The organism is Acinetobacter sp. Tol 5 (genome assembly GCF_019702905.1).
Classification (GTDB): Bacteria; Pseudomonadota; Gammaproteobacteria; order Pseudomonadales; family Moraxellaceae; genus Acinetobacter; species Acinetobacter bereziniae.
In genome coordinates, this window is record NZ_AP024708.1 from 1,311,461 (window position 1) to 1,338,161 (window position 26,701).

28 protein-coding genes are annotated in these 26,701 nt (G+C 36.1%); 17 read left to right on the forward strand and 11 right to left on the reverse strand.

The features are described from left to right. Positions 1 to 332 precede the first annotated feature (332 nt). Positions 333 to 1,676, forward strand: a complete 1,344-nt coding sequence (gene gdhA / locus TOL5_RS06045) for an NADP-specific glutamate dehydrogenase (RefSeq protein WP_042087559.1) — start codon at positions 333 to 335, stop codon at positions 1,674 to 1,676. 96 nt (positions 1,677 to 1,772) lie between these two features. Here gdhA and TOL5_RS06050 read toward each other — a convergent pair whose 3' ends face one another. The 4 genes from TOL5_RS06050 to rlmH form a co-directional block, all read right to left on the reverse strand. Beyond that, positions 1,773 to 2,192, reverse strand: coding sequence for a DUF4377 domain-containing protein (locus TOL5_RS06050; protein WP_042087557.1), 420 nt, complete (start codon positions 2,190 to 2,192; stop codon positions 1,773 to 1,775). Positions 2,193 to 2,434: 242 nt separating this feature from the next. Then, positions 2,435 to 3,205, reverse strand: a complete 771-nt coding sequence (locus TOL5_RS06055) for an META and DUF4377 domain-containing protein (protein ID WP_042087556.1) — start codon at positions 3,203 to 3,205, stop codon at positions 2,435 to 2,437. Positions 3,206 to 3,371: 166 nt separating this feature from the next. Then, on the reverse strand, positions 3,372 to 4,148 hold the full coding sequence (locus TOL5_RS06060; protein ID WP_121774719.1) for a dioxygenase: 777 nt from the start codon (positions 4,146 to 4,148) through the stop codon (positions 3,372 to 3,374). A gap of 170 nt (positions 4,149 to 4,318) precedes the next feature. Beyond that, positions 4,319 to 4,801, reverse strand: coding sequence for a 23S rRNA (pseudouridine(1915)-N(3))-methyltransferase RlmH (rlmH, locus tag TOL5_RS06065; RefSeq protein WP_004829391.1), 483 nt, complete (start codon positions 4,799 to 4,801; stop codon positions 4,319 to 4,321). 182 nt (positions 4,802 to 4,983) lie between these two features. Between rlmH and TOL5_RS06070 the strand changes: the two genes are divergently transcribed. The 3 genes from TOL5_RS06070 (at position 4,984) to TOL5_RS06080 (ending at position 7,983) form a co-directional block, all read left to right on the forward strand. Then, positions 4,984 to 5,898, forward strand: coding sequence for a M28 family peptidase (locus tag TOL5_RS06070; protein WP_392390145.1), 915 nt, complete (start codon positions 4,984 to 4,986; stop codon positions 5,896 to 5,898). Positions 5,899 to 5,978: 80 nt separating this feature from the next. Next, positions 5,979 to 6,875 (forward strand): site-specific tyrosine recombinase/integron integrase, encoded by an 897-nt coding sequence (gene xerA, locus TOL5_RS06075; RefSeq protein WP_162987692.1) that lies wholly within the window; start codon positions 5,979 to 5,981, stop codon positions 6,873 to 6,875. A gap of 736 nt (positions 6,876 to 7,611) precedes the next feature. Then, positions 7,612 to 7,983 (forward strand): hypothetical protein, encoded by a 372-nt coding sequence (locus tag TOL5_RS06080; RefSeq protein WP_004829387.1) that lies wholly within the window; start codon positions 7,612 to 7,614, stop codon positions 7,981 to 7,983. 6 nt (positions 7,984 to 7,989) lie between these two features. Here the strand turns inward: TOL5_RS06080 and TOL5_RS06085 are convergent, their stop codons facing one another. The 3 genes from TOL5_RS06085 to TOL5_RS06095 all read right to left on the reverse strand — a co-directional run bounded on the left by TOL5_RS06085 (position 7,990) and on the right by TOL5_RS06095 (position 9,713). Beyond that, positions 7,990 to 8,535, reverse strand: a complete 546-nt coding sequence (locus TOL5_RS06085; RefSeq protein ID WP_004829386.1) for a GNAT family N-acetyltransferase — start codon at positions 8,533 to 8,535, stop codon at positions 7,990 to 7,992. 63 nt (positions 8,536 to 8,598) lie between these two features. Continuing rightward, positions 8,599 to 9,153, reverse strand: a complete 555-nt coding sequence (locus TOL5_RS06090) for a GNAT family N-acetyltransferase (protein ID WP_121774722.1) — start codon at positions 9,151 to 9,153, stop codon at positions 8,599 to 8,601. Between the two features lie 65 nt (positions 9,154 to 9,218). Continuing rightward, positions 9,219 to 9,713 (reverse strand): Lrp/AsnC family transcriptional regulator, encoded by a 495-nt coding sequence (locus TOL5_RS06095; protein ID WP_121774723.1) that lies wholly within the window; start codon positions 9,711 to 9,713, stop codon positions 9,219 to 9,221. A gap of 114 nt (positions 9,714 to 9,827) precedes the next feature. Here TOL5_RS06095 and TOL5_RS06100 point away from each other — a divergent pair, with 114 nt between their 5' ends. The 10 genes from TOL5_RS06100 (at position 9,828) to TOL5_RS06145 (ending at position 21,081) form a co-directional block, all read left to right on the forward strand. Beyond that, complete coding sequence (locus TOL5_RS06100) at positions 9,828 to 10,436, forward strand: LysE family translocator (protein WP_121774724.1); 609 nt, start codon at positions 9,828 to 9,830, stop codon at positions 10,434 to 10,436. A gap of 478 nt (positions 10,437 to 10,914) precedes the next feature. After that, positions 10,915 to 11,664: an electron transfer flavoprotein subunit beta/FixA family protein gene (locus TOL5_RS06105; protein ID WP_004829381.1), complete on the forward strand. Its 750-nt coding sequence runs from the start codon at positions 10,915 to 10,917 to the stop codon at positions 11,662 to 11,664. 17 nt (positions 11,665 to 11,681) lie between these two features. Then, positions 11,682 to 12,614 carry an FAD-binding protein gene (locus TOL5_RS06110; RefSeq protein ID WP_121774725.1) on the forward strand — a complete coding sequence of 311 codons (933 nt, stop codon included), beginning with the start codon at positions 11,682 to 11,684 and terminating at the stop codon, positions 12,612 to 12,614. Positions 12,615 to 13,433: 819 nt separating this feature from the next. Further along, positions 13,434 to 14,102, forward strand: coding sequence for a hypothetical protein (locus TOL5_RS06115; RefSeq protein WP_227543995.1), 669 nt, complete (start codon positions 13,434 to 13,436; stop codon positions 14,100 to 14,102). 23 nt (positions 14,103 to 14,125) lie between these two features. After that, positions 14,126 to 14,980 carry a zinc ribbon domain-containing protein gene (locus TOL5_RS06120; protein WP_046761584.1) on the forward strand — a complete coding sequence of 285 codons (855 nt, stop codon included), beginning with the start codon at positions 14,126 to 14,128 and terminating at the stop codon, positions 14,978 to 14,980. Positions 14,981 to 14,989: 9 nt separating this feature from the next. Further along, the gene (locus tag TOL5_RS06125; protein ID WP_004829372.1) at positions 14,990 to 15,346 is read left to right on the forward strand and encodes a hypothetical protein; all 357 of its coding nucleotides are present in this window, start codon (positions 14,990 to 14,992) and stop codon (positions 15,344 to 15,346) included. A 409-nt stretch (positions 15,347 to 15,755) separates the two neighbouring features. Next, positions 15,756 to 18,758: a DNA gyrase subunit A gene (gene gyrA / locus TOL5_RS06130; protein WP_199934868.1), complete on the forward strand. Its 3,003-nt coding sequence runs from the start codon at positions 15,756 to 15,758 to the stop codon at positions 18,756 to 18,758. Between the two features lie 82 nt (positions 18,759 to 18,840). Beyond that, positions 18,841 to 19,326 (forward strand): hypothetical protein, encoded by a 486-nt coding sequence (locus TOL5_RS06135; protein WP_121774727.1) that lies wholly within the window; start codon positions 18,841 to 18,843, stop codon positions 19,324 to 19,326. 81 nt (positions 19,327 to 19,407) lie between these two features. Then, positions 19,408 to 20,712 carry a hypothetical protein gene (locus TOL5_RS06140; protein WP_227543996.1) on the forward strand — a complete coding sequence of 435 codons (1,305 nt, stop codon included), beginning with the start codon at positions 19,408 to 19,410 and terminating at the stop codon, positions 20,710 to 20,712. A 51-nt stretch (positions 20,713 to 20,763) separates the two neighbouring features. Continuing rightward, positions 20,764 to 21,081, forward strand: coding sequence for an NGG1p interacting factor 3 protein, NIF3 (locus tag TOL5_RS06145; RefSeq protein ID WP_042087520.1), 318 nt, complete (start codon positions 20,764 to 20,766; stop codon positions 21,079 to 21,081). Positions 21,082 to 21,129: 48 nt separating this feature from the next. Here TOL5_RS06145 and TOL5_RS06150 read toward each other — a convergent pair whose 3' ends face one another. Together TOL5_RS06150 and TOL5_RS06155 are read right to left on the reverse strand one after the other, a co-directional pair. Then, the gene (locus tag TOL5_RS06150) at positions 21,130 to 21,891 is read right to left on the reverse strand and encodes a nitroreductase family protein (RefSeq protein ID WP_009584121.1); all 762 of its coding nucleotides are present in this window, start codon (positions 21,889 to 21,891) and stop codon (positions 21,130 to 21,132) included. 99 nt (positions 21,892 to 21,990) lie between these two features. Then, the gene (locus TOL5_RS06155; protein WP_009584198.1) at positions 21,991 to 22,791 is read right to left on the reverse strand and encodes an enoyl-CoA hydratase; all 801 of its coding nucleotides are present in this window, start codon (positions 22,789 to 22,791) and stop codon (positions 21,991 to 21,993) included. A 101-nt stretch (positions 22,792 to 22,892) separates the two neighbouring features. Between TOL5_RS06155 and TOL5_RS06160 the strand changes: the two genes are divergently transcribed. Both TOL5_RS06160 and TOL5_RS06165 read left to right on the forward strand, forming a co-directional pair. Further along, on the forward strand, positions 22,893 to 23,459 hold the full coding sequence (locus TOL5_RS06160) for a nicotinate-nicotinamide nucleotide adenylyltransferase (protein WP_009584124.1): 567 nt from the start codon (positions 22,893 to 22,895) through the stop codon (positions 23,457 to 23,459). A 339-nt stretch (positions 23,460 to 23,798) separates the two neighbouring features. Next, positions 23,799 to 24,365 (forward strand): YceI family protein, encoded by a 567-nt coding sequence (locus TOL5_RS06165; RefSeq protein WP_009584200.1) that lies wholly within the window; start codon positions 23,799 to 23,801, stop codon positions 24,363 to 24,365. 50 nt (positions 24,366 to 24,415) lie between these two features. On the opposite strand, the gene TOL5_RS06170 is transcribed toward TOL5_RS06165, so the two are convergent. Then, positions 24,416 to 25,333: a LysR family transcriptional regulator gene (locus TOL5_RS06170; protein ID WP_009584154.1), complete on the reverse strand. Its 918-nt coding sequence runs from the start codon at positions 25,331 to 25,333 to the stop codon at positions 24,416 to 24,418. Between the two features lie 97 nt (positions 25,334 to 25,430). Here TOL5_RS06170 and gstA point away from each other — a divergent pair, with 97 nt between their 5' ends. Next, positions 25,431 to 26,036, forward strand: a complete 606-nt coding sequence (gene gstA, locus TOL5_RS06175) for a glutathione transferase GstA (RefSeq protein WP_009584189.1) — start codon at positions 25,431 to 25,433, stop codon at positions 26,034 to 26,036. Between the two features lie 141 nt (positions 26,037 to 26,177). Here gstA and TOL5_RS06180 read toward each other — a convergent pair whose 3' ends face one another. Next, a complete protein-coding gene (locus tag TOL5_RS06180; RefSeq protein WP_227510907.1) occupies positions 26,178 to 26,468 on the reverse strand; it encodes a hypothetical protein in 291 nt (96 codons plus the stop codon). Positions 26,469 to 26,701: the final 233 nt, after the last annotated feature.

A 26,701-nucleotide genomic window follows, 5' to 3' on the forward strand; every position in this document is an offset into this window, starting at 1 on the left:
AAGCAAAAATAAATAAGAGCTGGGGAAAAGCGTAGCGATGATGCGGATTTTAGCATGTTTTATGCTGAAAATCTTTGCTCTAAATTAGCGCTAAAAATGCGCTAATTTAGATCAAAATTAAGGTGTATTTTATGGAATAAAATGCCAATAATTAGACTATTTTTTATAGCTTGATTAGAAATTATCATATTGAATTTAAATATTATTTGAAAAAACATTTGAAAAAAGGTTGTGGATTGTCCACAAAAGCGATTAAATACTTTGCGCCAAAATTTATCATTTTATTGAAAAGTTTGACCTTTTTTGTATCATTTTCTGCTGAGGAATGAACGTTGAAATATAGTAGCCTGAATGACTTTTTAAATTACGTAAAAGCACGTGATCCGAATCAACCAGAGTTTTTGCAAGCTGTGGAAGAAGTGATGACCAGTTTATGGCCATTTATTGAAAAGAACCCAGAGTATGCTGAACAAGGTTTGCTTGAGCGTCTTGTAGAGCCTGAACGTGCTATTCAATTTCGTGTTTCTTGGGTAGATGACAAAGGTCAAACACAAGTTAACCGCGCTTTCCGTGTCCAATACAATTCTGCAATTGGTCCATTTAAAGGCGGTATGCGTTTTCATCCATCTGTAAATCTTTCGATTTTAAAATTCCTAGGTTTTGAACAAACATTTAAAAATGCTTTAACCACATTACCTATGGGTGGTGGTAAAGGCGGTTCTGACTTTGATCCTAAAGGTAAGTCAGAAGGCGAAATCATGCGTTTCTGTCAAGCATTGATGATCGAACTTTATCGCCATTTAGGTTCAAACACCGATATTCCAGCGGGTGATATTGGTGTGGGTGGACGTGAAGTGGGTTATATGGCTGGGATGATGAAAAAACTCAGCAATGACACTTCATGTGTATTTACAGGTAAAGGCTTGTCTTTTGGTGGCTCATTGGCTCGTCCAGAAGCAACAGGTTTTGGTACAGTTTATTTTGCTGAAGAAATGCTTAAAACTCGTGGGGATAGCTTTAAAGGCAAAACTGTCGCTATTTCTGGTTCAGGAAATGTAGCTCAATTTGCAGCAGAAAAAGCAATGTACTTGGGTGCAAAAGTAGTTTCTCTTTCTGACTCGAATGGTACAGTCTATGTAAAAAATGGTTTTACCAACGAACTCCTTGCAGAAGTGATGGAGCTTAAAAATGTAAAACGTGGACGTATTTCCGAATTTGCTTCGAAACATGGCTTTGAATACTTAGAAGGTCAACGTCCTTGGTCAATTCCATGTGATATTGCTTTGCCATGCGCAACACAAAATGAATTGAATGAAGATGATGCCACAGTGTTGCTTGAAAACGGTGTAATCTGTGTTGCTGAAGGTGCAAATATGCCTTCTACACTTGAAGCTGTTGAAAAATTTGTTGAAGCTAAAATTCTTTATGCGCCAGGTAAAGCATCGAACGCAGGTGGTGTAGCAACTTCTGGACTTGAAATGTCTCAAAACTCAATTCGTTTGGGTTGGACTTTTGAAGAGGTTGATGAGCGCTTGCATGCCATTATGAAAGAAATTCATCGTAATTGTGTGAAATATGGTACGCAAGAAGACGGTACAGTTAACTATGTAAACGGTGCAAATATTGCTGGTTTCGTAAAAGTTGCTGATGCAATGTTAGCGCAAGGTGTATTCTAATATAGAGAAGCGATTTTTCGAATTAGATCAAAATTTTTTCTTAAACCGAGTTAAGTGATTAGCTCGGTTTTTATTTGATCAAGATACAATTTTTCTTTAAGGTTGAGCTGTCGTTTCAACAATTGAATCAAACGTATACTGGTATTGAGATTGATCTGCTGCTGGATGCAAAATCTCGGTACGTTTTACTTTAATAATTTGGGTTAATTTAGGATTGTGTGTAAAACCATCAATGCTGTCATAGAAATAACTCGGTTGTTTTTCAAGATATGTTTTTTCTCCTGTTGAATTGATAGTTAATTCGCGAACTAAAAGGCATGTTTGTGGTGCTACGCCTTCACACGGTTTGGTCTCTGGACTAACTTCTAAAAAAATCATTGTCGTTGGCTGTTTTTTAGTTGCATGCTGTTGTGTAACTTGAGTTTCAACAGGGGCTTTGGACTCAGTTTGAGGTTGTTTTGTGCATGCAATCATCAACAAAGGCAAGAGTAGAACAGGGCTTAATTTATAATTCATCGTATTTACCATGTATTGATGTTAAGTAAAAGTATTGATTACAAAGGTAGATCAGCGATAACTTGAATCAGTTGTGATTGAGTATGTTGGTGAATCAATTAAAAGCCTGCTGAATAATTTTAGATTTTTAAATAAGGAATCAAACAATTTAATCTTTTAAATAAGTAAATTAAGTTAGGTGTTATATCAATAGGTTTAACTCAAAAAGAAAAGCTGAAGTTTAACTTCAGCTTTTCATTAAATTATTTTACAGTTTCACGCTCAATAATCATGTCTTGCACATAAGCATATTTAGACTGATCAGCAGCAGGATTTTTAATTTCATAACGTTTTAAACGTACAACTTGGCGTTCACCTGGATTATGTGTAAAGCCTTCGATTTGGTCATAGAAATATGTCCAATCTTTGTCTACTTGAGTTTTTACGCCGTTGTCAGCATATTTGATTTCACGTACTTGAAGGCATTGCATTTTCATCACGCCAGCAGAACATTCTTTAGTTTCTGGGCTAATTTCTAAGAAAATAGTTTCGCCTTGGCTTTGATATTTCGTTTCAGGTGTCATTTTACCTGTAAACACAACTTTACCGCCTGTCGCATTCACTAAAGTTAAAGTTGGGCTTTCAGTATTGGCTGTGTCAAGTACAAAAGCAGTCTTGCCTGCTTGGAACAATGAAGCAGCAAAGCTTTCTTGCTTCATTAATTCAGGTGAACACATCATGTTTGTAGATGCAATATTGCCTGTAACAAGCAAGCCATTTTCAACTTTTGCACTTGTCATTAAACGGTTACAACCTGTAGCGACACTTAAGCGTTGATCAGCAAAGTTAAGCACAATCGGTTGTTTAGTTTCAGCTGGTTGGTATGACCACTGATAAGCATTTAAAGTTTGTTGAGCAGTACCTTGTTGTTGTAATACTTTCACAGCGGTATCACCTAATTTTTGAATATCACCCGATTGACAAGCAGCAAGCGCTAAAGGAAGTACAGCTAAAGCTAAATATTTGAATTTCATATTCTATTCACGTTATTGAAAACTAGGCACAGGATAAAGCATTGTCCATAAAAAGATATGGAGACAGTTTATTAGTTCGGTTTCAAAATGTATCCATATAACTAAAAATTAAACAATACTTAACAAATTGTTATCAATTGTAATGAATTTGAGCCAATTCAGCAATTTAGTCGAAGCGATAAATATCCATACCTAATGCACCCATCGAAAAACTGCTATGTACAATACTAAAGCGATGCCCAGTTCCCATTGCAAAAAAGAGTGGTGCAAAATGTTCGAGCGTAGGGTGGTTTTTTTCGATATAGGGTAAAGCGTCCCACTGCAATACTGCATCATAATCACTATGATTTAATTTACTTACGACATAATTTCTAAAGCTTGAAGCCCACTGAGGAACACGGTTATTTTGATCTTGCCAAGATAACTCTCTTAGATTGTGTGTAATGCTACCTGAGCCTATCAGTAAAATTTGTTTTTCGCGTAATGGGCGAAGCGCCTGACCAATTGCATAGATCTGATCAGCATTCATGGTCATCGGTAAGGAAATTTCAATCACTGGAATGTCTGCATCAGGATACATGTGTAACAGAGGCATCCAAACGCCATGATCACGTGGACGTGTACTATTTGCATGCGCAGAGAGTTGAGCTTCAGCCAGTAAATGTAAAATTTCTTCGGCGAGTTCAGGATTTCCCGGTGCAGGGTAACGCATCTCATAGAGTGCTTGAGGAAAACCTCTAAAATCATGCCATGTTTCAGGTCGTACACCTGTATTTACTTCCAGTGCATCACTTTCCCAATGTGCTGACATCACAACGATCGCTTGTGGTACGGGAAGATTTAGCCCAAGTCGATGTAAAGCAGGACCAACTTGTTCGGGATCTAGTGCAAGCATGGGTGAGCCATGTGAGATAAATAAACCGGGAAGTGTTTGTAAGTTCATATCTTTGCGCCTAAATGATCGTTGAATAAATCAAAAGTCCATTCTAACTCAATGAATAATTGGGCGTCAGTGTTCTACTTCAATATCCTGTTGCATGAATACAACATATTCTTTAAAGCTGAAATTATCGATCACAAGATATTTAGGCGTGTAAATCGATATTCCTAAAATTAACCTGCACGATGATAAGGGTGGTTATGATTTATACTCATCGCACGATACAGTTGTTCGATTAACATGACACGCACCAATGGATGAGGAAGTGTTAGTTTAGAAAGCGACCAGTGCCACGCCGCTGCTTTGCGAACTGCTTCTGAATGACCATCGGGTCCACCAATTGCAAGCACGACATCATTACCTTCGAGCATCCAACTTTTCATGGTTTCAGCCAGTTTTTCTGTACTGAATTCACGACCACCTACCTCAAGCGCAATTAATGTTTCACCTTGTTTGAGTTGACCAAGAATACTGTCACCTTCGATTTGACGGTATTTTAAAATATCTGCTTCTGAATCATTTTTGCCACGTTTAGCCATGGGTAATTCAATAATTTGAGTTTGTACAAAAGGCTGAATTCTTTTGAAATAATCTTCAAAACCAGTTAGTACCCATGCAGGCATTTTTTGACCAATAGTCAGAATACGGATTTTCATATTAACAATTTCAAACGCTGGAATTACGCCATTATAACGTGATATTGGTTATCCTCAGGCATACAACAAAAACTGTTTTTCCTATTGCTGTTTTTTTAATGATGTTTATTGCATAACTTTTATTGAGTTTATCTATGTTGATGCATTGTCTAATGACTAGAATTTTAAAACAAATGATCCTGATGCTTGTACTGAGCTTTATACTCCCAATATGGGCTATGGCAGCTCAGCCTCTCAATATTCAGCAAGCTGAACCTGATCGGCTTAATAGCTACCTAAAACAAGTGATTCATCCTCAAGCTTTTAGAAATTATCAAAATATACAAGAGCTGGATCGCGTTGCTGCCTTTATTAAACAACAAGTCGAACAGTTTTCTATTCCATGTGAATATCAAACTTACGCGGTTGATGGAAAAAACTATCGTAATGTGGTTTGTCATTTGCAAATGGGACATGCCAAAAAAGTGATTATTGGGGCGCATTATGATGTTTATGGTAATTTCAAAGGTGCAGATGATAACGCCTCTGGCGTTGTTGGACTGATAGAGACGGCTCGAATTTTGGCAACAAATCGACGCCAGTTAAAGCAAAATATTGATTTTGTGTTTTATACCTTGGAAGAGCCGCCTTACTTCCGTACAGAACACATGGGCAGTTTTATCCACGCCCAGTCAATATTAAAACAGAAAGATCAAATTCAAGCGGTCTATATTTTGGAAATGATCGGGTATTTCGATCATAAAAATGTGCAAGATTACCCATCAGGATTGGCTGCATTTTATCCCAAACATGCAAATTTTATTGGTGCTGTGAGTGATTTTAGCTCACGCGCAATAGGTGAAAAATATTGTTCGTCTATGAAAAATCTAAAGCGTTTGGATTGCCAAAGACTCATTGCACCATCATTTGTCAAAGGTGTGGATTTTTCTGATCATTTGAATTATTGGCGTTTCGATATTCCTGCTATTATGATTACCGACACGGCATTTTTTAGAAATAAGCATTACCATACTCCAGAGGATACGGTTGAAAAGCTTAATTTAAATAAAATGGCTGATGTGGTTGATGGTCTAGTCAATACTTTGTTAAAAGACTAATTCTAGGTATGTTTTTCATCAGTCAAAATTACTTTAAATAAGGAGAGCTTATGCAATACGGTGCAATGCAATTGCTCTCAATGTGGATGAAAGATCGCAAAATTCAAAATCAGTCTGAGCATACATTGGATGCTTACTTTCGAGATGTATCGAATTTTATTGATTTCTGCTATGACAAACAGCTTGAATTAAAACAAGTAGAAGCATCAGACTTACGTGAATATGTGGCTTATCGTGTTGAACATGATCAGCTTTCCACCAGTAGTCTACAGCGCCATTTGACTTCGATTCGTCAATTCATGAAATGGGCAAAACAAGGCGGTTACTTGGAAATCAATGCTGCTGATGATTTTCAATTGAAACGTCAACCTCGACCATTACCTGGGATGATTGATATAGAAACGATCAATCAAATCATGGATCAAGCAGAACCCGAAAAACCAGTAGAAAAGCAATTATGGGTGAGAGATAAAGCGATACTTGAGTTGCTCTATTCCAGTGGTTTACGGCTTGCAGAAATTCAGCGTTTAACGATTCGTGATATTGATTTCAATCGGCATTTATTAAGGATCACAGGGAAAGGCAATAAAACTCGAATCGTTCCCTTTGGCTCTAAGGCGCGTGAGAGTCTAGTCGAATGGTTGAAAGTTTATCGAATTTGGCAAGGCGAATTTAGTCCAGATGCTTTTGTTTTTATTACGCAACGTGGCAATAGTATTACACCTCGACAAATTGAAAATCGTGTGAAGTATCAAGCCTTACGAGCAGGAGTAAATGTTGATTTACACCCTCACTTACTGAGACATTGTTTTGCCAGTCATATGTTGTCTAATAGTGGTGATTTAAGAGCGGTTCAAGAAATGTTAGGGCATAGTAATTTAACCACGACTCAAATTTATACGCATGTCGATTTCGATCGTTTGGCACAAGTCTATGATCAAGCACACCCAAGAGCATCAGCTGCAAAAATAAAATAAAAATAAGTAAAACAACGTTGAATAGTTTTTAATTCATGTGAAATTTGGTTTATTGATAAGAATAACTAAACATTTTGTAAATATTTAGCTTGATGGAAAATAAGAATGCTGAGTATTTAAGTATATCATTGATGTAAATAATACTCAGAAATTGATTTATAAATAAACCATTTATCAAAAAGGCATTAGGTGGTTAAATGGATGAATATAACTATTGGGTTAGTCTTTACTCGATAATTTTTAGTGTACTGATTGCGTCCTTGAGCCTTAATTCTACTACTTGGATAAAAGATAAATTCAATAAGATTTTAGCGTTCTTCGTTTTTACGGGACTATATTCTTTCATTTTAAGTTATTTTTTTGGCAAAGCCTTTATTGGTTATACTCAACAAGAACGATTATATAAATTTATTTTTGATGGCTATAGACATCACTTATTTCATGGCAATATATATCTAATCCTAACTTGTATATTATTCTTTATTCTAATAATTAGATTGTTGAGGAAAAGAAGAACAGCTGCATGTTCGTGAGTACATTCGATTGATGACGGAAGTCCATCTAAGTTGTTAAAAACTTCTCATCATTGAGAACATGCACACAGATTAGACACATTTAGCACAGAAAAAAGTCGAATAGATAATTGTTTTTAAAAATGCTCTCATGTATATCTAAGTTTCGTATTTATCAAATACATTTTTATTGATTCAATTTTGCAAAAAATTTAGGTCTTTCAATGATCCCCGAACTTGAACAAAAATATAAGCAACTGACTGAAGCTCAAAAAGAGATTTTTAAGGGCTATGGCTTACGTCAAATTAAGCATTTTGTAGAATTTAGCTTACCCAAAATTGAGGCGACATTGCCTGAAGCGGGGAAGGTCTTGGGAATTAATGCTGAAGGAAAAGTCCAAGCAATCAATACCCAAACCAATCAAACTTATCTATGGATATCAGATCAGCAATGGCAAGCGGCTCATACTGTTTCAAGCCATATTGATTTAAAAGAAGATTTTATTGAAATTTGGCAGGTGCTGGAGCTTGAAAAGCAAGATTTGATTGATTTAAGTCATATCCATCGTGATTTTTTAGAGAGCATTGCCAAGTAAGATCTCTTAGTCTTGAAAATCCTGTTTTTTAATTCGATATAACTTTTCCTCTCGTAGTGGATGATGATCATCAAAATCAGGATGCAAGAAGTCATGTGAAAAACGCATTCCGATTTTTTCCATGACTTTTTGTGAAGAAAAATTATGTTTTGCAGTAAAAGCAACAATTTCTTCAAAACCCAATTCTTCAAAAGCAAATCGTAAACAGGCATGAGCACCTTCAGTTGCATAACCTTGATTCCAAAATTTAGGATCAAGTCGCCAGCCAATTTCGATACACGGTGAAAAATCAAACTTTGAAGGTTGTGGATGTAGCCCGATGCAGCCGATGAATTCTTGAGTTTCTAATAGTTCAACAGCCCAAAGCCCCCAACCTTTGATTTCAATAAGGTATTTGATTTGATTGGCTAATTCATCACTTTGCTGGCGATTTAATATTTTGGGGAAAAACTGCATAACTTCAGGATTGGAGGTTATTTTTGCAAAAGCTTCTAAATCAGAAGGTTGCCATTGTCGAAGCAAGAGTCGATCCGTACATAATTCATAAATCATCGTTGATGGGCATCCTTACTTGTTTATTATTTGCTGATGTTTGAATCTTAGCATGTTTACTTTTTAAAGGTTTGGGTTGGATATACGATAAAGTACATGTTCTGCTAGCGCATGTTGCGCATCTAAAGCTGGATGTTGAAAAGAGCAAACATACTGCATTCCCAATCGCTGCATCACTTTTTCAGAAGGTCGATTGGACATAGCTGTAAATGCGACGATCTGTTTTAAAGCCAATCGCTCAAATGCAAATGTTAAGCAAGCTTTAGCAGCTTCTGTTGCATAACCTTTATTCCAATAAGGTCGATCAAGACGCCAGCCAATTTCAACACAGGGTGAAAAACAGAACTTTTCTGGTTGGTCAGCTAATCCAACAAAACCAATAAATTGTTGATTTTCTTTTAACTCGACAGCCCACATACCCCAGCCATAACTTGCGATAAGATGTTGAAATCTTTCTGCTAAAAGATCGCTTTGTTGTTTACTCAGTGTAGATGGAAAATACAACATCACTTCTGGATCTGCATTTAAATGTGCAAAAGCATCTAAATCGCTCGCTTGCCATTGTCTTAAAATTAATCTCGGTGTTTCTAACTGTATCGGAGAACTAAATTTTTTCATTGTGTTGCCTTCAATGATTATAATTGCCTAATCGGTGCTTAGATCATTCATACCAACTTTAATGATTACAGGTCTTCTAAGGGAAGCTGAAAACTTTGTTTGATGATCTGACTGGGTACATCCGTTTTGACACTGGTGATACCATTTTTCTTGGTCAAATGGGTCGATTGAAATTTACGGTAACTTTCCAGATCGGGAACGACTACTTTTAACATCGCATCACACTCTCCCAAAATGATATAGCACTCCATGACTTGAGGAAGTTCTTTCATGGCTTCTATGAATGTATCAATGGTTTCAGCATCTTGTCCCAACAGCCAAATTCGTGAAAATAAAATCAATTGAAACCCAATTTTTTGTGGATCTACCACAGTAGTGTAATTCTGAATGACTTTAGCATCTTCCAAGAGACGAACGCGTCTAAGACAAGAGGAAGGTGATAAGCCAATTTCACGGGCTAAATCGTTATTCTGGATTCGACCATTGGCTTGTAAGGTTTGAATGATATTTTTATCAATACGATCTAACTTTATTAGAATAGTCTTAGATGAAATTTTCATAAAATAGAATTTAATTCGAAAAATAATTAGAATTATAGAATATTTGAAATCCTATTTTAAGCGTTTTCACAGATACTATTTTCTTCTCTCATTCAGACAGAAAGGAAAATTGAGATGTCTGTATTTGTACTTTTTGCCTTAACGGTGCTGCCGTTAATTTTCACACCAGGACCTGATATGTTATTTATCCTGTCACAAGTGATAGGTAAAGATGCGAAATCAGGCATGATGGCGACGCTTGGGGTTTGTTCGGGATACTTGGTTCACTCGATATTGGTTGCACTCGGAATTGCGGCAATCATTGTGTCATTTCCAGTTTTGTTCGAAACCATTCGCTATTTGGGAATTGCTTACTTGTTATATCTAGCTTTTCATCTAATTAAGTCTGTATTTAATACTAAACAAATACAGATTGAGCAAAAAGCGGTATCGAATCCTATTCATAAAGGTTTTTTTACAGCGTTATTGAACCCTAAAGGAATGCTGATATATTTTGCAATTTTACCGCAGTTTATTGATAAGTCAGGAAATACGGTTACTCAAGGTTTTGCATTGTCCTTTATTTTTATTGCTTTGATCTTTGTGGTGTATTGCAGTTTGAGTTTGGTTGTTGCCAAACTGACGCAAAAACAACAGATCAATGAACGTAATCAAAAATGGATTGATGGCGGTTCTGGAACATTATTGACCCTTGCGGCAGCTTGGCTAATCGTAAATTCATAAAACCATAAAGATAAGACGGGATTAAAATCATGCTCGTTTTATCTTTTTTTGTATTTTGTTACAAGTTTAATGCCTAAATAATCACAAATTTAATGAATAAACATTGTGAGAAAAATTGCTGAATCTGTCTGAAATGACAAAGCCTATATTTGTAAATTTTTTATGTTGGCATCCCGTTGATTGATTGATAATTTATCTTAATCATTTTGATTATTTATACAGAATTTATACAAATAATGTTATTTATCAATATATAAATATTGTCGAAATAGTATTCTTATACGTCTTAGTTAAACCTTTTAGAAAAAATGTGAACTGTACGTTCAGGCTTTTTTAAGACTTTTTAGCGCTGTTTTGTGAATTGTGACTTGACCGAAATGCCAATCACATTGCAAGATAGGACACCTAAATAATTTTAAATGAAGCGTTATTATAACTCTTCTTAACATTTACTTTTGCTAAAACAGCCGAGGATTACATGAAGGCTCTTGTTGCTGTAAAACGTGTGGTTGATGCCAACGTTAAAGTTCGCGTTAAACCGGACAATAGTGGGGTAGACCTTACTAACGTTAAAATGTCAATTAACCCATTTTGTGAAATCGCAGTGGAAGAAGCGGTTCGCTTAAAAGAAAAAGGAACAGTTTCAGAAATCGTTGTTGTTTCTGTTGGTCCTAAAGAAGCGCAAGAACAAATTCGTTCTGCAATGGCTTTGGGTGCAGACCGCGGTATCTTGGTTGAAACTACAGATGAAATTGGTGCTTTAGAAGTTGCTAAAATTCTTAAAGGTGTAGTTGAACAAGAACAACCACAACTGATCCTTTTAGGTAAACAAGCGATCGATGATGACTCGAATCAAGTAGGTCAAATGCTTGGTGCATTATTAAATGCAGGTCAAGGTACATTTGCTTCTGTTGTAACTGTAAATGGCGACAAAGTTCAAGTTACTCGTGAAGTAGATGGTGGTTTACAAACTGTAGAGCTTAACACGCCTGCGATCATTACTACTGACTTACGTTTGAACGAGCCACGTTATGCGGCACTTCCAAACATCATGAAAGCACGTAAAAAACCGCTTGATACGAAATCTCCTGCAGATTATGGCGTTACGGCAGCTTCTAAACTTAAAACAGTTAAAGTTGAACCGCCTGCAGAGCGTAAAGCTGGTGTGCAAGTGAAGTCTGTAGACGAGCTTGTTGAAAAACTTAAAAATGAAGCGAAAGTGATCTAATACAGAAGGATAAAATCATGAGTATTTTAGTTATCGCTGAGCACGACAATAAGACACTTAACGGTGCAACTTTAAACGTTGTTGCTGCAGCTCAAAAAATCGGTGGTGATGTCACTGTATTGGTTGCAGGTTCTGGTGCTCAAGCAGTTGCAGATGCTGCTGCAAAAGTTGCTGGCGTAAGCAAAGTTTTACTTGCTGATGATGCTGCTTATGCAAATCAGTTGGCTGAGAATATTGCGAAACTTGTTGCTGAATTAGGTAAAGGCTATACCCATATCCTTGCTGCTTCTACAACAACTGGTAAAAACATTCTTCCACGTGCTGCTGCACTTTTAGACGTAAGCATGATTACTGATATCATTGCTGTTGAAGGTCCAAAAACTTTCAAACGTCCAATCTATGCAGGTAACGCGATTGCAACAGTTCAATCTGATGAAGCAATTGTTGTTGCAACTGTACGTGGTACTGCATTTGACCCAGTTGCTGCTGAAGGCGGTTCTGCTGCGGTTGAATCAGTTGCTTCTACAGGTGATGCTGGCATTTCTAAGTTTATTTCTGAAGAAATCGTGAAATCAGAACGCCCAGAATTAACAGCAGCTCGTATTGTTGTTTCTGGTGGTCGTGGTGTTGGTTCTGGTGAGAACTACCATAAAGTACTTGATCCACTTGCTGATAAGCTTGGTGCTGCTCAAGGTGCTTCACGTGCTGCCGTTGATGCTGGTTTCGTTCCAAACGACATGCAAGTTGGTCAAACAGGTAAGATTGTTGCACCAGACCTTTATGTTGCTGTTGGTATTTCAGGTGCGATTCAGCACTTGGCAGGTATGAAAGATTCTAAAGTGATCGTTGCGATCAACAAAGATGAAGAAGCACCAATCAATGCAGTAGCTGATTACTGGTTAGTGGGTGATTTGAATACTGTCGTTCCAGAGTTAGTTTCTAAACTTTAATTCTAGAATTCAGTGTCAAAAAAGCGCTTAGGATTTCCTTAGCGCTTTTTTAGTTTTTGAATGATTGAAGTTAATACAATATAAATCAGATCATTAACATGGGTATTTTAAAGCGTTTGTATTGAACGTTTATTTTGAATTTTAGGCTCCAATAGCCTTTTTTATACATATCTTAAAGAACTATAATTTAAGATCAATAGATCATTGCCTTAGTGATCTGTCCACAAAAGGCATTCTCAATTGCTATGCTTAAACCGTCTTATTATTCATATAAGTGATTTAATATTAATTATTTACTTCAAATGAACTGTAGATCTTTTATACGAATTTTTAGAAGCTTTGGATGATTTAATTTGCTTTGCATTTTTGAATTATAAATTGTCTATGAATCGTGATGCGACATAGAAGTTGCCATAGAGAGTGGGCTGATACGATAAAAAAACCAGGCACTGCTTTGTTTGCAGCGCAAAAATACGTTTAAACAAGTAAACTCAAACCTTAACTGGTTTATTGTTTTTTTAATTTAAAACAAGTACGTCATTTGTTTAGTTTTGCTTTATAACTTGATAAAATTAAATAAAATATTGTGATATTATTAGATTTAGTGTTCACTTTTGTGATTTTGTTAACATTTAAAATTAATTAAACTTAATTTTAAAAATAAAACTCTAAAGGTGGAGTCAACATATTATAAATTGAATAGGAAATACTTTGAAAATCTCTAATCAAAAAAACATTACACAAAAAATCACGGCACAAAAAGTCATAGTATTGATCTTGCCTATGATGCTCACAGGTTGCTTTTCAATCACACACCAAATGTTAAAAAAATCTGCTGTAAATACTGAGAATATTGTTGTTTCTCAGTCGGATGATGTATTGGTTGGTTTGGCACAGCGACAACAGCAATACTATTTTATTGGACAGCACTATATTCTTGAAATACCGAAGAAACAATTGAATCTTGAGAGCTTACAATCTGGTTTAAACATACAAAAAATAATCATTAATGAAAATCAGCCTTTGCAAGTGAACGTGAATATTGCAACTCAACAACAGCAAGGGTTAAATATTATATTACGTTATGAAAAAGCTGATCAGACGTTATCTGAAAAAGAACGCCAAACACTACAGCAGAACGGTTTTAGCAAAACTACAATACAGCCTAATTGGAGTAAAACTTTCAAATCTGATTTTAAATTTTATAAAATTGGAGCGCAAACACAGTTAAATTTTCAGCCTTATACTGGGACATTACAGAAAATTCCTGTACAAATTAGCTTCTTTAAGCAAAAGAAATCATTTGATGCTGTACAAGCGCTAGACAATACTTTTAATATGGTATTGGCAGGCGCGTTGGATGTAGTGACTTTACCTTTTCAAATTTTAACAGTATCTGTGATCCGTGAAGGTATTCATCAGACCGCGGAACAACGAAAAAAATCTGAATCTCAACCTGCACAGAAAACTTTACCGCAGACTCAATAATTTAACTTTAAAATAGAAAAAATATGAAGTGTCCTAAATGTAATGCTGAAAATATTAATGAAGCTGTCAAATGCGGCATTTGTGGTGCTCGCCTAAAACATATTAAACAGAATAATATATTTACAGGGAGCAGTAATGTTGAATCGTCCGTACGCCGAGAAAATAAAAAAGCACCAACACCACCAAAACAGGGCACTCCACCTGAGTCAAAATCATTAACAGAAAGCTTAATGGATAAAAATGTTTCAATTGAGGATAAAGCACGGATTTTTTTAGATTCTTGGCAGGATAAAGCCAAAGACACTTGGGGAGATACACAAAATCCGAAGAAAAAGAAAAATTTAAAAATTGTATGGATACTTTTAGCGGTTTTTATGTTTGGTCCAGCCGTGTTGGGCATTGTTGCGAGTGTCGTTATTCCAGCTGTAATGTCAGTGATTGGTATTACAAATGTCGATCATTCTGCTACAGATGAAGATGCTGAGGCGACAGATGTTGCAACAGCCGCCGCTGAAGATATAAATGCGGATGATGAAATAGATAGTATTAAAAATCAGTTATTTTCTCGCTATAGCGCAGTAGAAGAATTTCAGAAAGATATCGAAAAGTATTATCAGAAAACAGGGAAACTACCTACGCAGTTGAAGCAATTAGAACCCTATACTGAAACTGGTTTTAGTGATTATACTTATCAATATTTTGCGGTGGGTCAAAATGGCTCAATCGTTGGGTTATTTCGACTGGAACCAGAAAAAAAGATCTATGCTGTACCTGAAATTCGACATAAAAAAATTGTAGGGTGGATGTGTTATAGTATTGGTATAGAAGATGATTTGCTCAAAGACTGCCAATACTTAGACCATGATCCTTTTAAGTAATCGTTTAATATGAGTTCAATCAAAAATACTGAACATCCAATGTTTGGTAGAATTTACATTTTCATCGTCTGCCTTTTTGCTTTAGTAATCGGTCTGCCGCTATTTTTTAAGATGCAACATTCGATGTGGATGCAAGGTTTACTGGCATATGGGTTTCTGTTGATCTTAATTGGATTTGTTCTCTATCATTTAGCATTTATTTATCGTGCCGATGATGCTGATGTGCAAATGTGGATGGATCAATATGTTTTAAATGAGCCGACTTATTTACATCATGTGATTTTTCATTTTGTATTTTTTATGAGTTTATTGGTCATTACACATTTTGTTTTTGTATTTTATAAATTATTTAGAACTACAGATTAACAAAAAAATGTTATAAATCAGGTCAAATTTTACCTCAATTTATTTGAAAATGCTTTGAAATAGACATGCATACTCGATGATTTTCGCTGTTATTGATTTGATCTTAATACAGCAAATCTAAGTTGGATAAGTGATTTAAATATCGACGTGTTGATCAGTTTGAGTTTTGTTGTTCTACTGCTAATTTTACAGGCATTTTTAATCTCAAAAAAATCTTAAATTTGCTTAAAAATACTACAAAAAATCATGATTATAGTGGGGATGGATTGGCACAAAAGCAATAGAATTTATGCTATACTGTATGACTGAATTTTACATTTTGGCTCAACTTTTTTTGAGCTAAATTTTGACTAGCTAGATGATATAAATGAACAGCCGCAACGAGTGCTGTTTGTAATAAGGAGTATGCATGAGCGTATCGGAAACTAGACCGATTGCCATTGAGGATGAACTAAAAAGCTCATATCTCGATTATGCCATGAGTGTTATTGTATCTCGTGCATTACCAGACGTGAGAGATGGCTTAAAGCCCGTTCATCGTCGTGTGCTATTCGCTATGCACGAGTTAGGCAATGATTATAACAAAGCTTATAAAAAATCGGCACGTGTTGTTGGTGACGTAATCGGTAAATATCACCCACATGGTGACTCAGCTGTTTATGAAACCATTGTTCGTATGGCGCAAGACTTTAGCTTACGTTATCAATTGGTTGATGGTCAGGGAAACTTTGGTTCTGTCGATGGTGACAGTGCCGCAGCGATGCGTTATACCGAAGTTCGTATGCGCAAATTGACCCACGAAATACTGGCTGACCTAGAGAAAGATACAGTCGAATGGGAAGATAACTATGATGGATCTGAGCGTATCCCTCAAGTTATGCCAACACGTATTCCCAACTTATTGATCAATGGTGTAACGGGTATTGCTGTGGGTATGGCGACCAATATGGCGCCGCATAACCTGACAGAAGTGATCAATGCTTGTTTAGCGTATGCAAATAATCCGAATATCTCTGTTGAAGGATTGATGGAACATGTGACTGGTCCAGACTTCCCTACAGGTGGTATTATTTATGGTAAATCAGGAATTGTAGATGCTTACCGTACAGGTAAAGGTCGTTTGCACATTCGTGGTAAATATCATTTTGAAGAAGACCAGAAAACAGGTCGCACGACAATCGTATTTACAGAAATTCCATATCAAGTCAATAAAGCAAAAACCATTGAGCGAATTGCTGAATTGGTTAAAGAAAAGAAACTTGAAGGTATTTCAGAGCTACGTGATGAATCTGATAAAGATGGGATGCGCATTGCGATTGACTTAAAGCGTGGAGAAAATGCTGAAGTTATCGTCAATAATTTATTCCTCAATACCCAATTAGAAAACTCTTTCAGCATTAATATGGTCTGTCTTGATAATGGTCAGCCTAAATTAATGAATTTAAAAGATATTGTTGCGGCATTTATTCGTCATCGTCAAGAAGTTGTGACTCGCCGCACCATGTTCGAATTACGTAAAGCGCGTGAACGTGGACATATCTTGGAAGGTTTGACTGTTGCTTTAGCCAATATTGATGAAATTATTGAGACCATCAAAACCTCGGCAAATCCAACAGAAGCGCGTGAACGTCTACTTGCGGGTGAATGGGCAGGTGGCAATGTTGTTGCATTGCTCGAAAAAGCAGGTGCAATTTCAGTTCGCCCAGATGAGATCGAAGGTGAAGATCCAAATCGTCCATTTGGTTTAGATGGTATGGTTTACCGTTTGTCTCCAGCGCAAGTCGGCGCAATTTTAGAATTACGTTTGCATCGTTTAACAGGTCTTGAACAAGACAAGTTACAAGCAGAATATTCTGAAATTTTGGCTCAAATTGCTGAACTCACTGCAATTTTAAATGATTTTAATTTGTTGATGGGCGTGATCAAAGATGAGTTAGCGTTGATTCTTCAGCAATATGGTGATGGTCGTCGTACCGAGATTGTTGAATCTCGTATTGACTTCTCACGTGAAGATTTAATCCCTGAAGAGCAAGTGGTATTGACCGTTTCTAAGTCAGGTTATGCCAAAACTCAGCCATTGTCAGACTACGCTGCTCAACGCCGTGGTGGACGTGGTAAGTCGGCTACGACGATGAAAGAAGACGATTATATTCAGCACTTAATTGTGACTTCAAACCATGCAACAGTGTTGTGCTTTACCAATGTGGGTAAAGTATATCGCTTAAAAGTATTTGAAGTACCACAAGCATCTCGTGGCGCAAAAGGACGCCCAATGGTGAACTTGTTGCCATTAGATGCGGATGAAACAATTACAGCGATTCTTCCTGTGATTGATGCACCGAAGAAATTCACAGAACGTTTAACTGAGTTTAGAAGTTTTGTGCGTACAAATGTCGCAAAACTTCGTGAAAATGCCATTATCGATTCGCACTATGAAGCATTAAAAGCTGCATTTGCTGAATTAGGCGAAAACCCAGATGATTTATCAGATGCTTTACGTAAGCAGTTGAAAGAAATTGGATTGGAATTATCTGCTTCAGATCTTGATGATGAATTGATTGCAGAATTTGCAGAACGTGTAGAAAGTGTTCGCAAAAACTTCTATGTATTTATGGCAACAGCATCAGGTACTGTTAAACGTGTTGAATTAGAACAATTCAGTAATGTACGTTCAAATGGTTTACGTGCGATTGAGTTAAAAGAAGAAGATACGCTGATTGGTGTGGCAATTACCGATGGTGAACAGCAAATCATGTTGTTCTCAAATGAAGGTAAGGCAATCCGCTTCTCTGAAACTGACGCGCGTGTGATGGGACGTACAGCGAAAGGTGTTCGTGGTATGCGTGTGAGCTTGGCTGCTGCTCAAGCTGAAGAAGACTCAGAAACCGATGTAGATTCAGATGATGAAGATTCTTCAGATTTGAATATCGTGAGTCGTATTGTCTCATTGGTTGTTGTGCCTGAAACTGGAGAGGTACTTTGTGCATCTGCAAATGGTTATGGTAAACGTACACCTGTAGATGATTTCCCAACCAAGAAACGTGGCGGTAAGGGTGTGATTGCAATCAAAACATCTGAACGTAATGGTGAATTGGTCGGCGCGGTTGCAATTGATGCGTCCAAAGAGTTAATGCTGATTTCTGACGGTGGTACTTTAGTTCGTACCCGAGCTTCGGAAGTTGCAAGAACGGGTCGTAATGCTCAAGGTGTTCGTTTGATTCGCTTAGGTAATGAAGAAGTCTTGGTCGGTGTGGTTGCGGTTGAAGCAGTTGAAGAAGAATTAGCTGCACTTGTTGATGAAGATCATGCTGATAGTTCAGAGCAGTTGATTGATGCTGAAAAATTAGTAGATGAGGAAACTATCATGGACGAGGGTAAAACTGAGTCTGATGAAGGTGCCTCAGAAGAATAATTCTATTCGGCATAGAAGGACGCTTAGGCGTCCTTTTTATCATTTAAAAATCAATAAAAAAGATCGTTGAGTCAATTAAACAATGAAAAAATTATATAAACTTTCTTTGATAAGTAGTGCTTTTATATTGGGTGCTTGTGATCAGGTGAAAAATTTTAGTGATCAAAAAAAGCAAGAACTCGTCGCAAAGCTTGAGCAGAAAATGAATGAAAAAATGCGAGAATTGACTGAGCAAGAGGAGCAAAATGCAGAGGCACTCTATATTGCGATTCGAGACAAAGATGTTGCAACCATAGAAAAATTACTCGAACCTAAAGCTTATCAAGAGATGCAGGATGATGAAACAGCGCTTTTAGAGTTATCCAGTTATATTCCTTACTATGATCCTTTATTGAAAAAAGAGCGAATTTCATTTGGCAATCAATATTATGTCGGAGAAGGGCATTTTGTTATAGCCACTTATCTTTATGATTATGGTAAATCACAAAATCGTTATACGGTTACGTTTCGAGCAGATCAGACTCATAAAAATATTGCAGGTATCAATATACATAGGACTATTTACTGATCGCAAATGAAATTCAACTGACTATTTTTAATTATATTTTTTTATCAAACTTCTAGAAATTTAACAATAAAGGTAACACGTTTGGAAAACTTAACGATGCGATGTGTCGAAGGTACGATAGCAACAACGTCATATGATAAAAATACTGAACAATTTCGCTTAGTGATTGATCAAATTAATTATACATTCCCATTAAAAAGTGATTTCTATTTTAAGGTGGGTGATCGCGTCAAAATTATTTTCCATGGAAAACATGATGAAATAGACGCAGTGTTTAAACTAGATGATGGATTGCTATATTTGAATGATGCAATCTATCAGGTGAACGCTAAAAAACTATCTAATCAATTATATAAAACATGGTTTTCTACATTTTGGATCATTTTAATTTTAGTTTTAGAATTGGTGATTTATCAATTGGTCATGGACAGCACGGTTTATTATTTTGATATTGTTCAATACGTTTTCGGTATTTTATGTTTATCTGTACTGTTGACTTGCTTTTTTTTAGTTCATCGTCTGATCAACCCTCAATATCAATATGCAGATCAAGTATTTAAATTACTGCAACTACCTAGTTTAGAACAACAGCAACTCCAATATTTAAGGATGACAAACTCGTATTTTGAAGTCATTCCAGATCTTTATTTTATGGAGCATGTACTGAATATTTCTAAAAAGCATAATTTGATTCAATCTCAAGCATTGGTTGAAAGAATGTGCAATCAGCGGAACAGAGAAAATTTAACTGAGTTTCAAGAGCTTAAATTTAAGCTGCAAGCACAAAAAGGCGAAATTAACAATATTCGATTGCAAAAGATTCCCTTGTCAGCAAAAGACACAGACCCTTTTTTTGAGGTTACAGCAACATTAAATGGCTTACCGATTTATGGTTATTTTGATGAGTTTTATGTCAAGAATGGACGAAATGTTGATGTTGTTTTAACAGAATTTCCAGATGAGAAGGGCTACTATATTTGGTATTTATACGACCGAGAGCGGTATTTATACTTAGATGAAGATCAACCCACCACCCTGAGTCAACATCATGGATGGGCTGAATGTGTAATCATGATCATTGTGATGGCTGCAATCTTATTTTTTATTTGGTTGTTTTTTGCTTTGGTTGCTGACTTTGTATTTTTTACCTATCTATATTTTGCAATCATGTTAATGGTCATCTTGTATCAAGTGGCTTTAGTTTTTTACAAACGCAAATTTGATACTGAAGCTAAAATGGGGTTTTATATTTATAATCAGATCACAGCACTGATCAAACTTCCAAGAAGTATTTATTTATCAGACTTAATTTTATATAAGATCGATCGAGATGAGGCATTTGAAACCAAAAGTAGAACTGGATATGACCTTAAACTTAAACCGTAGTCTCATGGTCGTTTAAAGATAAGCGAATTGGTTTTGATATGGAGTGTGTCTATGCTTAAACTTATTTATTATGTTCCTGAATCCCATTTGGAAATCACTAAGCAAGCCATTTTTGATGCGGGTGCTGGAGGAATTGGGGACTACGAGCATTGTGCATGGCAAGTTTTAGGTATGGGACAATTTAAACCGATAAAAGGAGCGAAGCCTTTTATAGGGGAGTTAGGTCATTTAGAACAACTGCCTGAATGGCGTGTAGAAACCATTGTTCCAGAGCCAAAAGCAAGGTCTGTGGCAAAAGCTTTAAAAGCAAGTCATCCTTATGAAGAACCAGCTTTTGAATTTATTCAAATGATTGATATCAACATATAGCTAAAATATACCCGCCCTTTAGAGAGCGGGTTAGCTTGTGCTTTAAAATTAAACTTTTTGAATGAATAATTTACGATCAAAGCGATATTGTGGGAAAAACACACCGTCCTCAGCACGCTCACCAGCACTGATGACCATGATTGGAAATTCTTTATGACCTAAGTTGAGAATTTTACGGACTAAAGGCTCATCAAAACCTTCCATCATACAACTATCAAAACCATAAGCACGTAAAGCAAGAACCAGATTTTCACAAGCCAAAGCTGTGGTTTTACTTGCCCAAAGTTGAGCATCCGCAGGATTAAATGCAGTAACAGGAAGCTGTTTATCTAAAGTTCGTGCAACTTTAAAAGCCACTTTTTTAAAGTTACCGAGAGCATTGAGATAACCTGTCTTATAGTTATAGGCGATAAACTTATAATATTGCTTGACCGCTCTTGGTGCTTCTGGAAATGGAAAATCACTTAGATTCATTTTTGCCATTTCATCAATACGGTCTATTCGAGCTACACAGACGATTAATTCTGCCGCAGTTTTGGCTGATAATTGATTGAGACACGCTTTAATCAGTTGTTTCTTTTTAGATTCAGATTGAACTACATAGAACGTCCACGGTTGTAAATTAGATGAGTTAGGTGCAAGCAATGCCAAATCTAAACATGCATCTAACACTTCCGCAGGAATTTGTTTTTCAGTGAATTTACGAACCGAACGACGGCTTTCAATGACTTTTCGAAAATTTTCAATATCGATATCTTGCGGAGCCGGTTCGTAATAACGTTTTTTAGTGCTTGATGAATCTTGAGACATAATATTTGTACTGAATGTTGAATCGTTCAATTTTAGAGAATCAGAAATAAAAAAAACCACTGAATATTTGTAATACAGTGGTTTTTCGGATGAAATGAATTAATTAAACTGTGAAAAGTTTGGCTTGCGCTTTTGCATAAATGCGGCGACGGCTTCTGCCATTTCTGGTGATTTTACTCGTTGCATAAAGATGACTGCTTCATCATCTACACATTGAATAATTTCTTCGAGATTGTGCTTCATTAATGCTTTGGTTTGTTTGATTGATGCCAATGGAAGCGCGGCAAGCGTTTGAGCTTTATGAAGTGCATGACCATAAACATCGTCTTCAATACTATTAATTAGCCCAGCATTTAAAGCTTTTTCACTGTTAAATTTTTGTGCTGTTAACAACAGTTCAGCTGCTTTGTGATAGCCTGCCTGTTGAATTAGAAGTTTGCTTGAAGCGCCTTCAGGTGATAATCCTAAGCTTACAAATGGAATCTGGAACAGTGCAGTATTGTCTGCATAAACCAAATCCGCATGTAAAAGAATCGTTACACCGATCCCGATTGCAACGCCACGTACTGCGCATATTAAAGGTTTAGATAAACGTGCAGCAGCTTTGAGTAAGACAAAAGGAGGACCGTCTCCTTCCTTGCCTTCAAGCGGTTGTTGAATGAAAGCCATAAAGTCTTTCATATCATTTCCCGCACTAAAATCAGCTTCGGCACCACGTAAAATGACCACACGTACATCATTGTCTTGATCCGCTTCGTCTAACGCTTTTGCAATCCAAAGATAGAGTTCTCCGTACAGTGCATTTTTAGCTTCTGGTCGATTAATTGCTAAAGTCAGTACACCATTTTCTAAATTTGCGTTTAAATGTTGATGAGGTTGTTGAATACAACTGAGTGTCATCGTACTATCCTTGCTTTAAAATTTAATTGGATTTTATGCCCTCATTATGTCGCATATTTGAATTTATGTTGCAACTGATGAGTTCATAAAAAATTTGCTTTATGACTTATAAATTTGATTATCTGGTTTATATTGGACGTTTCCAGCCTTTTCATTTAGCGCACATGCAAACCATCAAAATTGCATTACAACAGAGTCACTTCGTGATTTTGGCGTTAGGGTCGGCACAGAATGAGCGGAATACCAAAAATCCTTTTCTGGCTTCAGAAAGGGAACAGATGATTTTATCAAATTTCTCAGCAGCAGATCAAAAGCGAATTAAATTTGTTCATGTGATTGATGTTTATAATGATGCCAAATGGGTTGAATTGGTTAAATCATTGGTCAATGGAGTTGTATTAGACCATGATAAAATTGGTTTAATTGGACATTTTAAAGATGATTCTTCTTATTATTTAAAGCTTTTTCCAGAATGGGAAATGGTTGAGCTGGACAGCTTGGTAGGTTCTATTTCTGCTACGCCGTTACGTGAGGCGTATTATCGTGGTGAAATTTATCAAGCTGAATTTCCACTAGGCACAGCAGAGTTTTTAGCGAAATTTCAAAAAACTGAAATTTACCAACAATTAAAATATAAATACCAAACTGAAGACAAATCAAATCTTTAGGGGTTGTGGGCATTTCATAAATGGCTTGCGTTGTAGGTTAAAATTGAGCAGGCAAGGCATGAAATGAAGAGAATAGCGAGACTATTTTTAAGTTTCATAACGTAGCCTGAGATAATTTTAGCCACAACCCTTCGGGACTAGCGTGTTTTTTGTCGCTTCGTCGTTACGAACTACTTATTTAGAATGACTAAATTTCGTATTTCGCGCCTAGAATCGCCTAAAAAACACACCTAGTCGCAAACATAGACGAATTGTCCACAGACCCTAATCTATTTTGATGCTGATGCAATACACTGTAGAGCAGGACAAAAAATAGCAAAACAAGATTTGGAGCGGTCTATGAATTTTAAATCAGTTGCAACAAAGAGTATTGCTCTATGTAGTTGTTCGATTTTCGCACTTTCCACTTATGCAGCAACTTGGTCTTTGACAGCAAATAGTCAGGTAGGTTTTCACATTGACTCATTGGGAGTCAATATTGTTAAAGGGCAGTTTCAAAAGGTTCAGTCGCAACTAGATTTTGATATAAACATTCCTCAATCTGCATCGACTCAATTTGTGATGGATGTAAATAGCCTAAGTATCAGTAAATCATCATTAAAAAATATGATTATGGGGCAAGATTTGTTCTATGCAGAAAAATATCCAACTGCAAGTTTTAAAAGCACTTCTTTTAAACCATTAGCCAATCATCAATATTTAATTTTAGGTCAGTTAACGTTACGAAATGTAGTTAAACCGGTAACATTTAAGGCGACGATTAAACCTCATTCCAATGATCCAAAATTATTGGATTTTACCTCGTCAACAACCATTAAACGTAGTGATTTTGGCATGAAAAAGGCAATAGGTGGCGTCGGGGAGAAAGTCAATATTCAGGTTTCTGGGCAATGGAAAGCAAAATAAAAATGCCAAGTTGGGCACTAATGTAATTGAGTATCCGTATTCGATTTAATCTAGACTGAAGTGCTTAAATGTTCGATCAGAAAATCAATAAACAAACGGATATGTCGTTGTTCATATTTAATTTTAGGATATAACAACGAAAAAGGTCGCTGCGCCCCAGCATATTGTTGTAGGACTTCAATCAGCCGTCCCTGCTTTAAATCATCTTCAATCGCAAATCGACATGTTTGCAATAGACCAGCCCCATACCGAGCAAGCGTAATGGTCGCTAAAATATCCTCATTACAACTTAAATACCCTTGTGTTTGAATATCGATGATTTCTTGATTGAGTAAAATAGACCAAGGCAGTGCTTTTCCCGTACTCGGTAATAAGTATTGAATACATTGATGATGCTGTAAGTCAGTAATATTCGAGGGAATGCCATTTTTCTTTAAGTATTCTGGTGATGCGACTATAAGTAGATCAGCATTTTCTAAACGACGAGCAATGAGATTTGAGTCAGGAATATTTCGACCGCGAATGGCAAGATCAAATCCTTCTGTAATAAAGTCAACATTTTTATTGGTGAGTTGTATTTCAAATTTAATTTCAGGATAAAGCCTTTGGAATTTAGGTAAAAGTGGAAGTACTCTAAAATGCCCAAACGGTGTAGGTAAACTTATCCGAATAATTCCTGATAGTTGTGCTGAATCATTCTTTAATCTCTGTTCAACTGCAATAATCTGTTTCAGTACCTGTTTACATTCAAAAAAATATTCTTCACCTGCTTGAGTTAAGCGCACTTTACGAGTGGTTCTGCTAAATAGTTGCAGACCTAGCCGTTGTTCCAGCCGAGCAATGGATCTACTCACGGCTGCTGGTGTCAAACCTGCTTGATGAGCAGCATTGGAAAAACTTTGTTGTTCAGCAACTAAACAGAATATTTCAATATTGCTGAACATTGTTCGATTTAATGCTGTATCCATTATATACACCATGTAATAAGTGAATTGATATTATGCGTATTTATTGTTCATGATGTTAAGGATAGCATGAGCTTAAATCAATTCAGGGAACTAATCGATGAGACTTTTTTATACTGCAGGTGCATGTTCACTTGCCCCGCATATTGTGCTACAAGAAATTGGAAAAGATTTTAAATTAGTCAATGTTTCATTTAAAAACCACCAAACGGAAGATGGACAAGATTTTTTGAAAATCAATCCGAAAGGACAGGTCCCATTTTTGATCACAGATGAGGGATTGCATCTCAGTGAGGGGGCAATTATCAGTCAGTATTTGGCTGAAATAATGCAAAATACTGATTTATTACCAGCATTTGGCGATTTGAAGCGCTATAAGGTATTAGAATGGATGAATTATATAAGTTCAGAATTGCATAAATCCTATGCACCTTTTTTCCAAAAAGGTTTTGATGAGGCGAGTAAAGATATTTTCAGAGAAAAATTATTAAAGCAATATGCATGGGTAGATCAGCAATTTGCTGATTCAGAAAATGTATTGGGGCAGGGTTTTACAATTGCAGATATTTATCTATTTGTGGTTACTCGTTGGGCATCGTTTATCAATTTGGATCTTAGTCATCTCAAGGCATTACAAAGATTTATGCATCGTATGCAACAACATCCCTCGGTACAAAAAGCAATGAAGAATGAAGGAATTATCTAACTCAAATAATCTTCAAAAGCTATACTTTTAATGATTTGTACAGCTTTATAAATTGTGTAAATCTTAAAGCTTTCAATGTCATGCTTTAATTCTAAAGTTGCAATAGATTTGCTTAGGCGATGCTTTACTTAGCAAGAATTATCATATCTGCTCATCAATAAGCCGACTTGTTTCTAAATCGGCTTTTGGGCGTTTTTTAGGGTGTTGATAAGATATTAAAAAGGTTTTTATTTTTATAGAATTATTCCAATGTGTCATTTGGCTCCAAGGATACCAAAAGCATAAGAAACTTAAAGTACTTAAAATTTTAGCTAGAGTAAAAGTTTCGAACAACTCTATTAAACTTATTCCAACAGAAATTGCACCCACAGAAAATCCAAACCAAGATTTAATCAAGGGTCTGTTGAAAGAACTTATTGATAAATTATTCATAGTATTATCAAAGATAATAAATTAAGTGTTCTTAAAATTAACATAATTCATTAAGGTCTTTATTTCTTAACTTTAAAATAATGTATCTTTGCCAAAAAAGTAGCATATCTGCAAAAACACATATTTAAGTTTTATTCTCAATAGAAAGAGCGACTCCTATAAAAAATTAGAGCAAATAAAAAAGAGAAGATTAAATTAGCCTTCTGACTTAATGACGAACCAATTGCTAATTC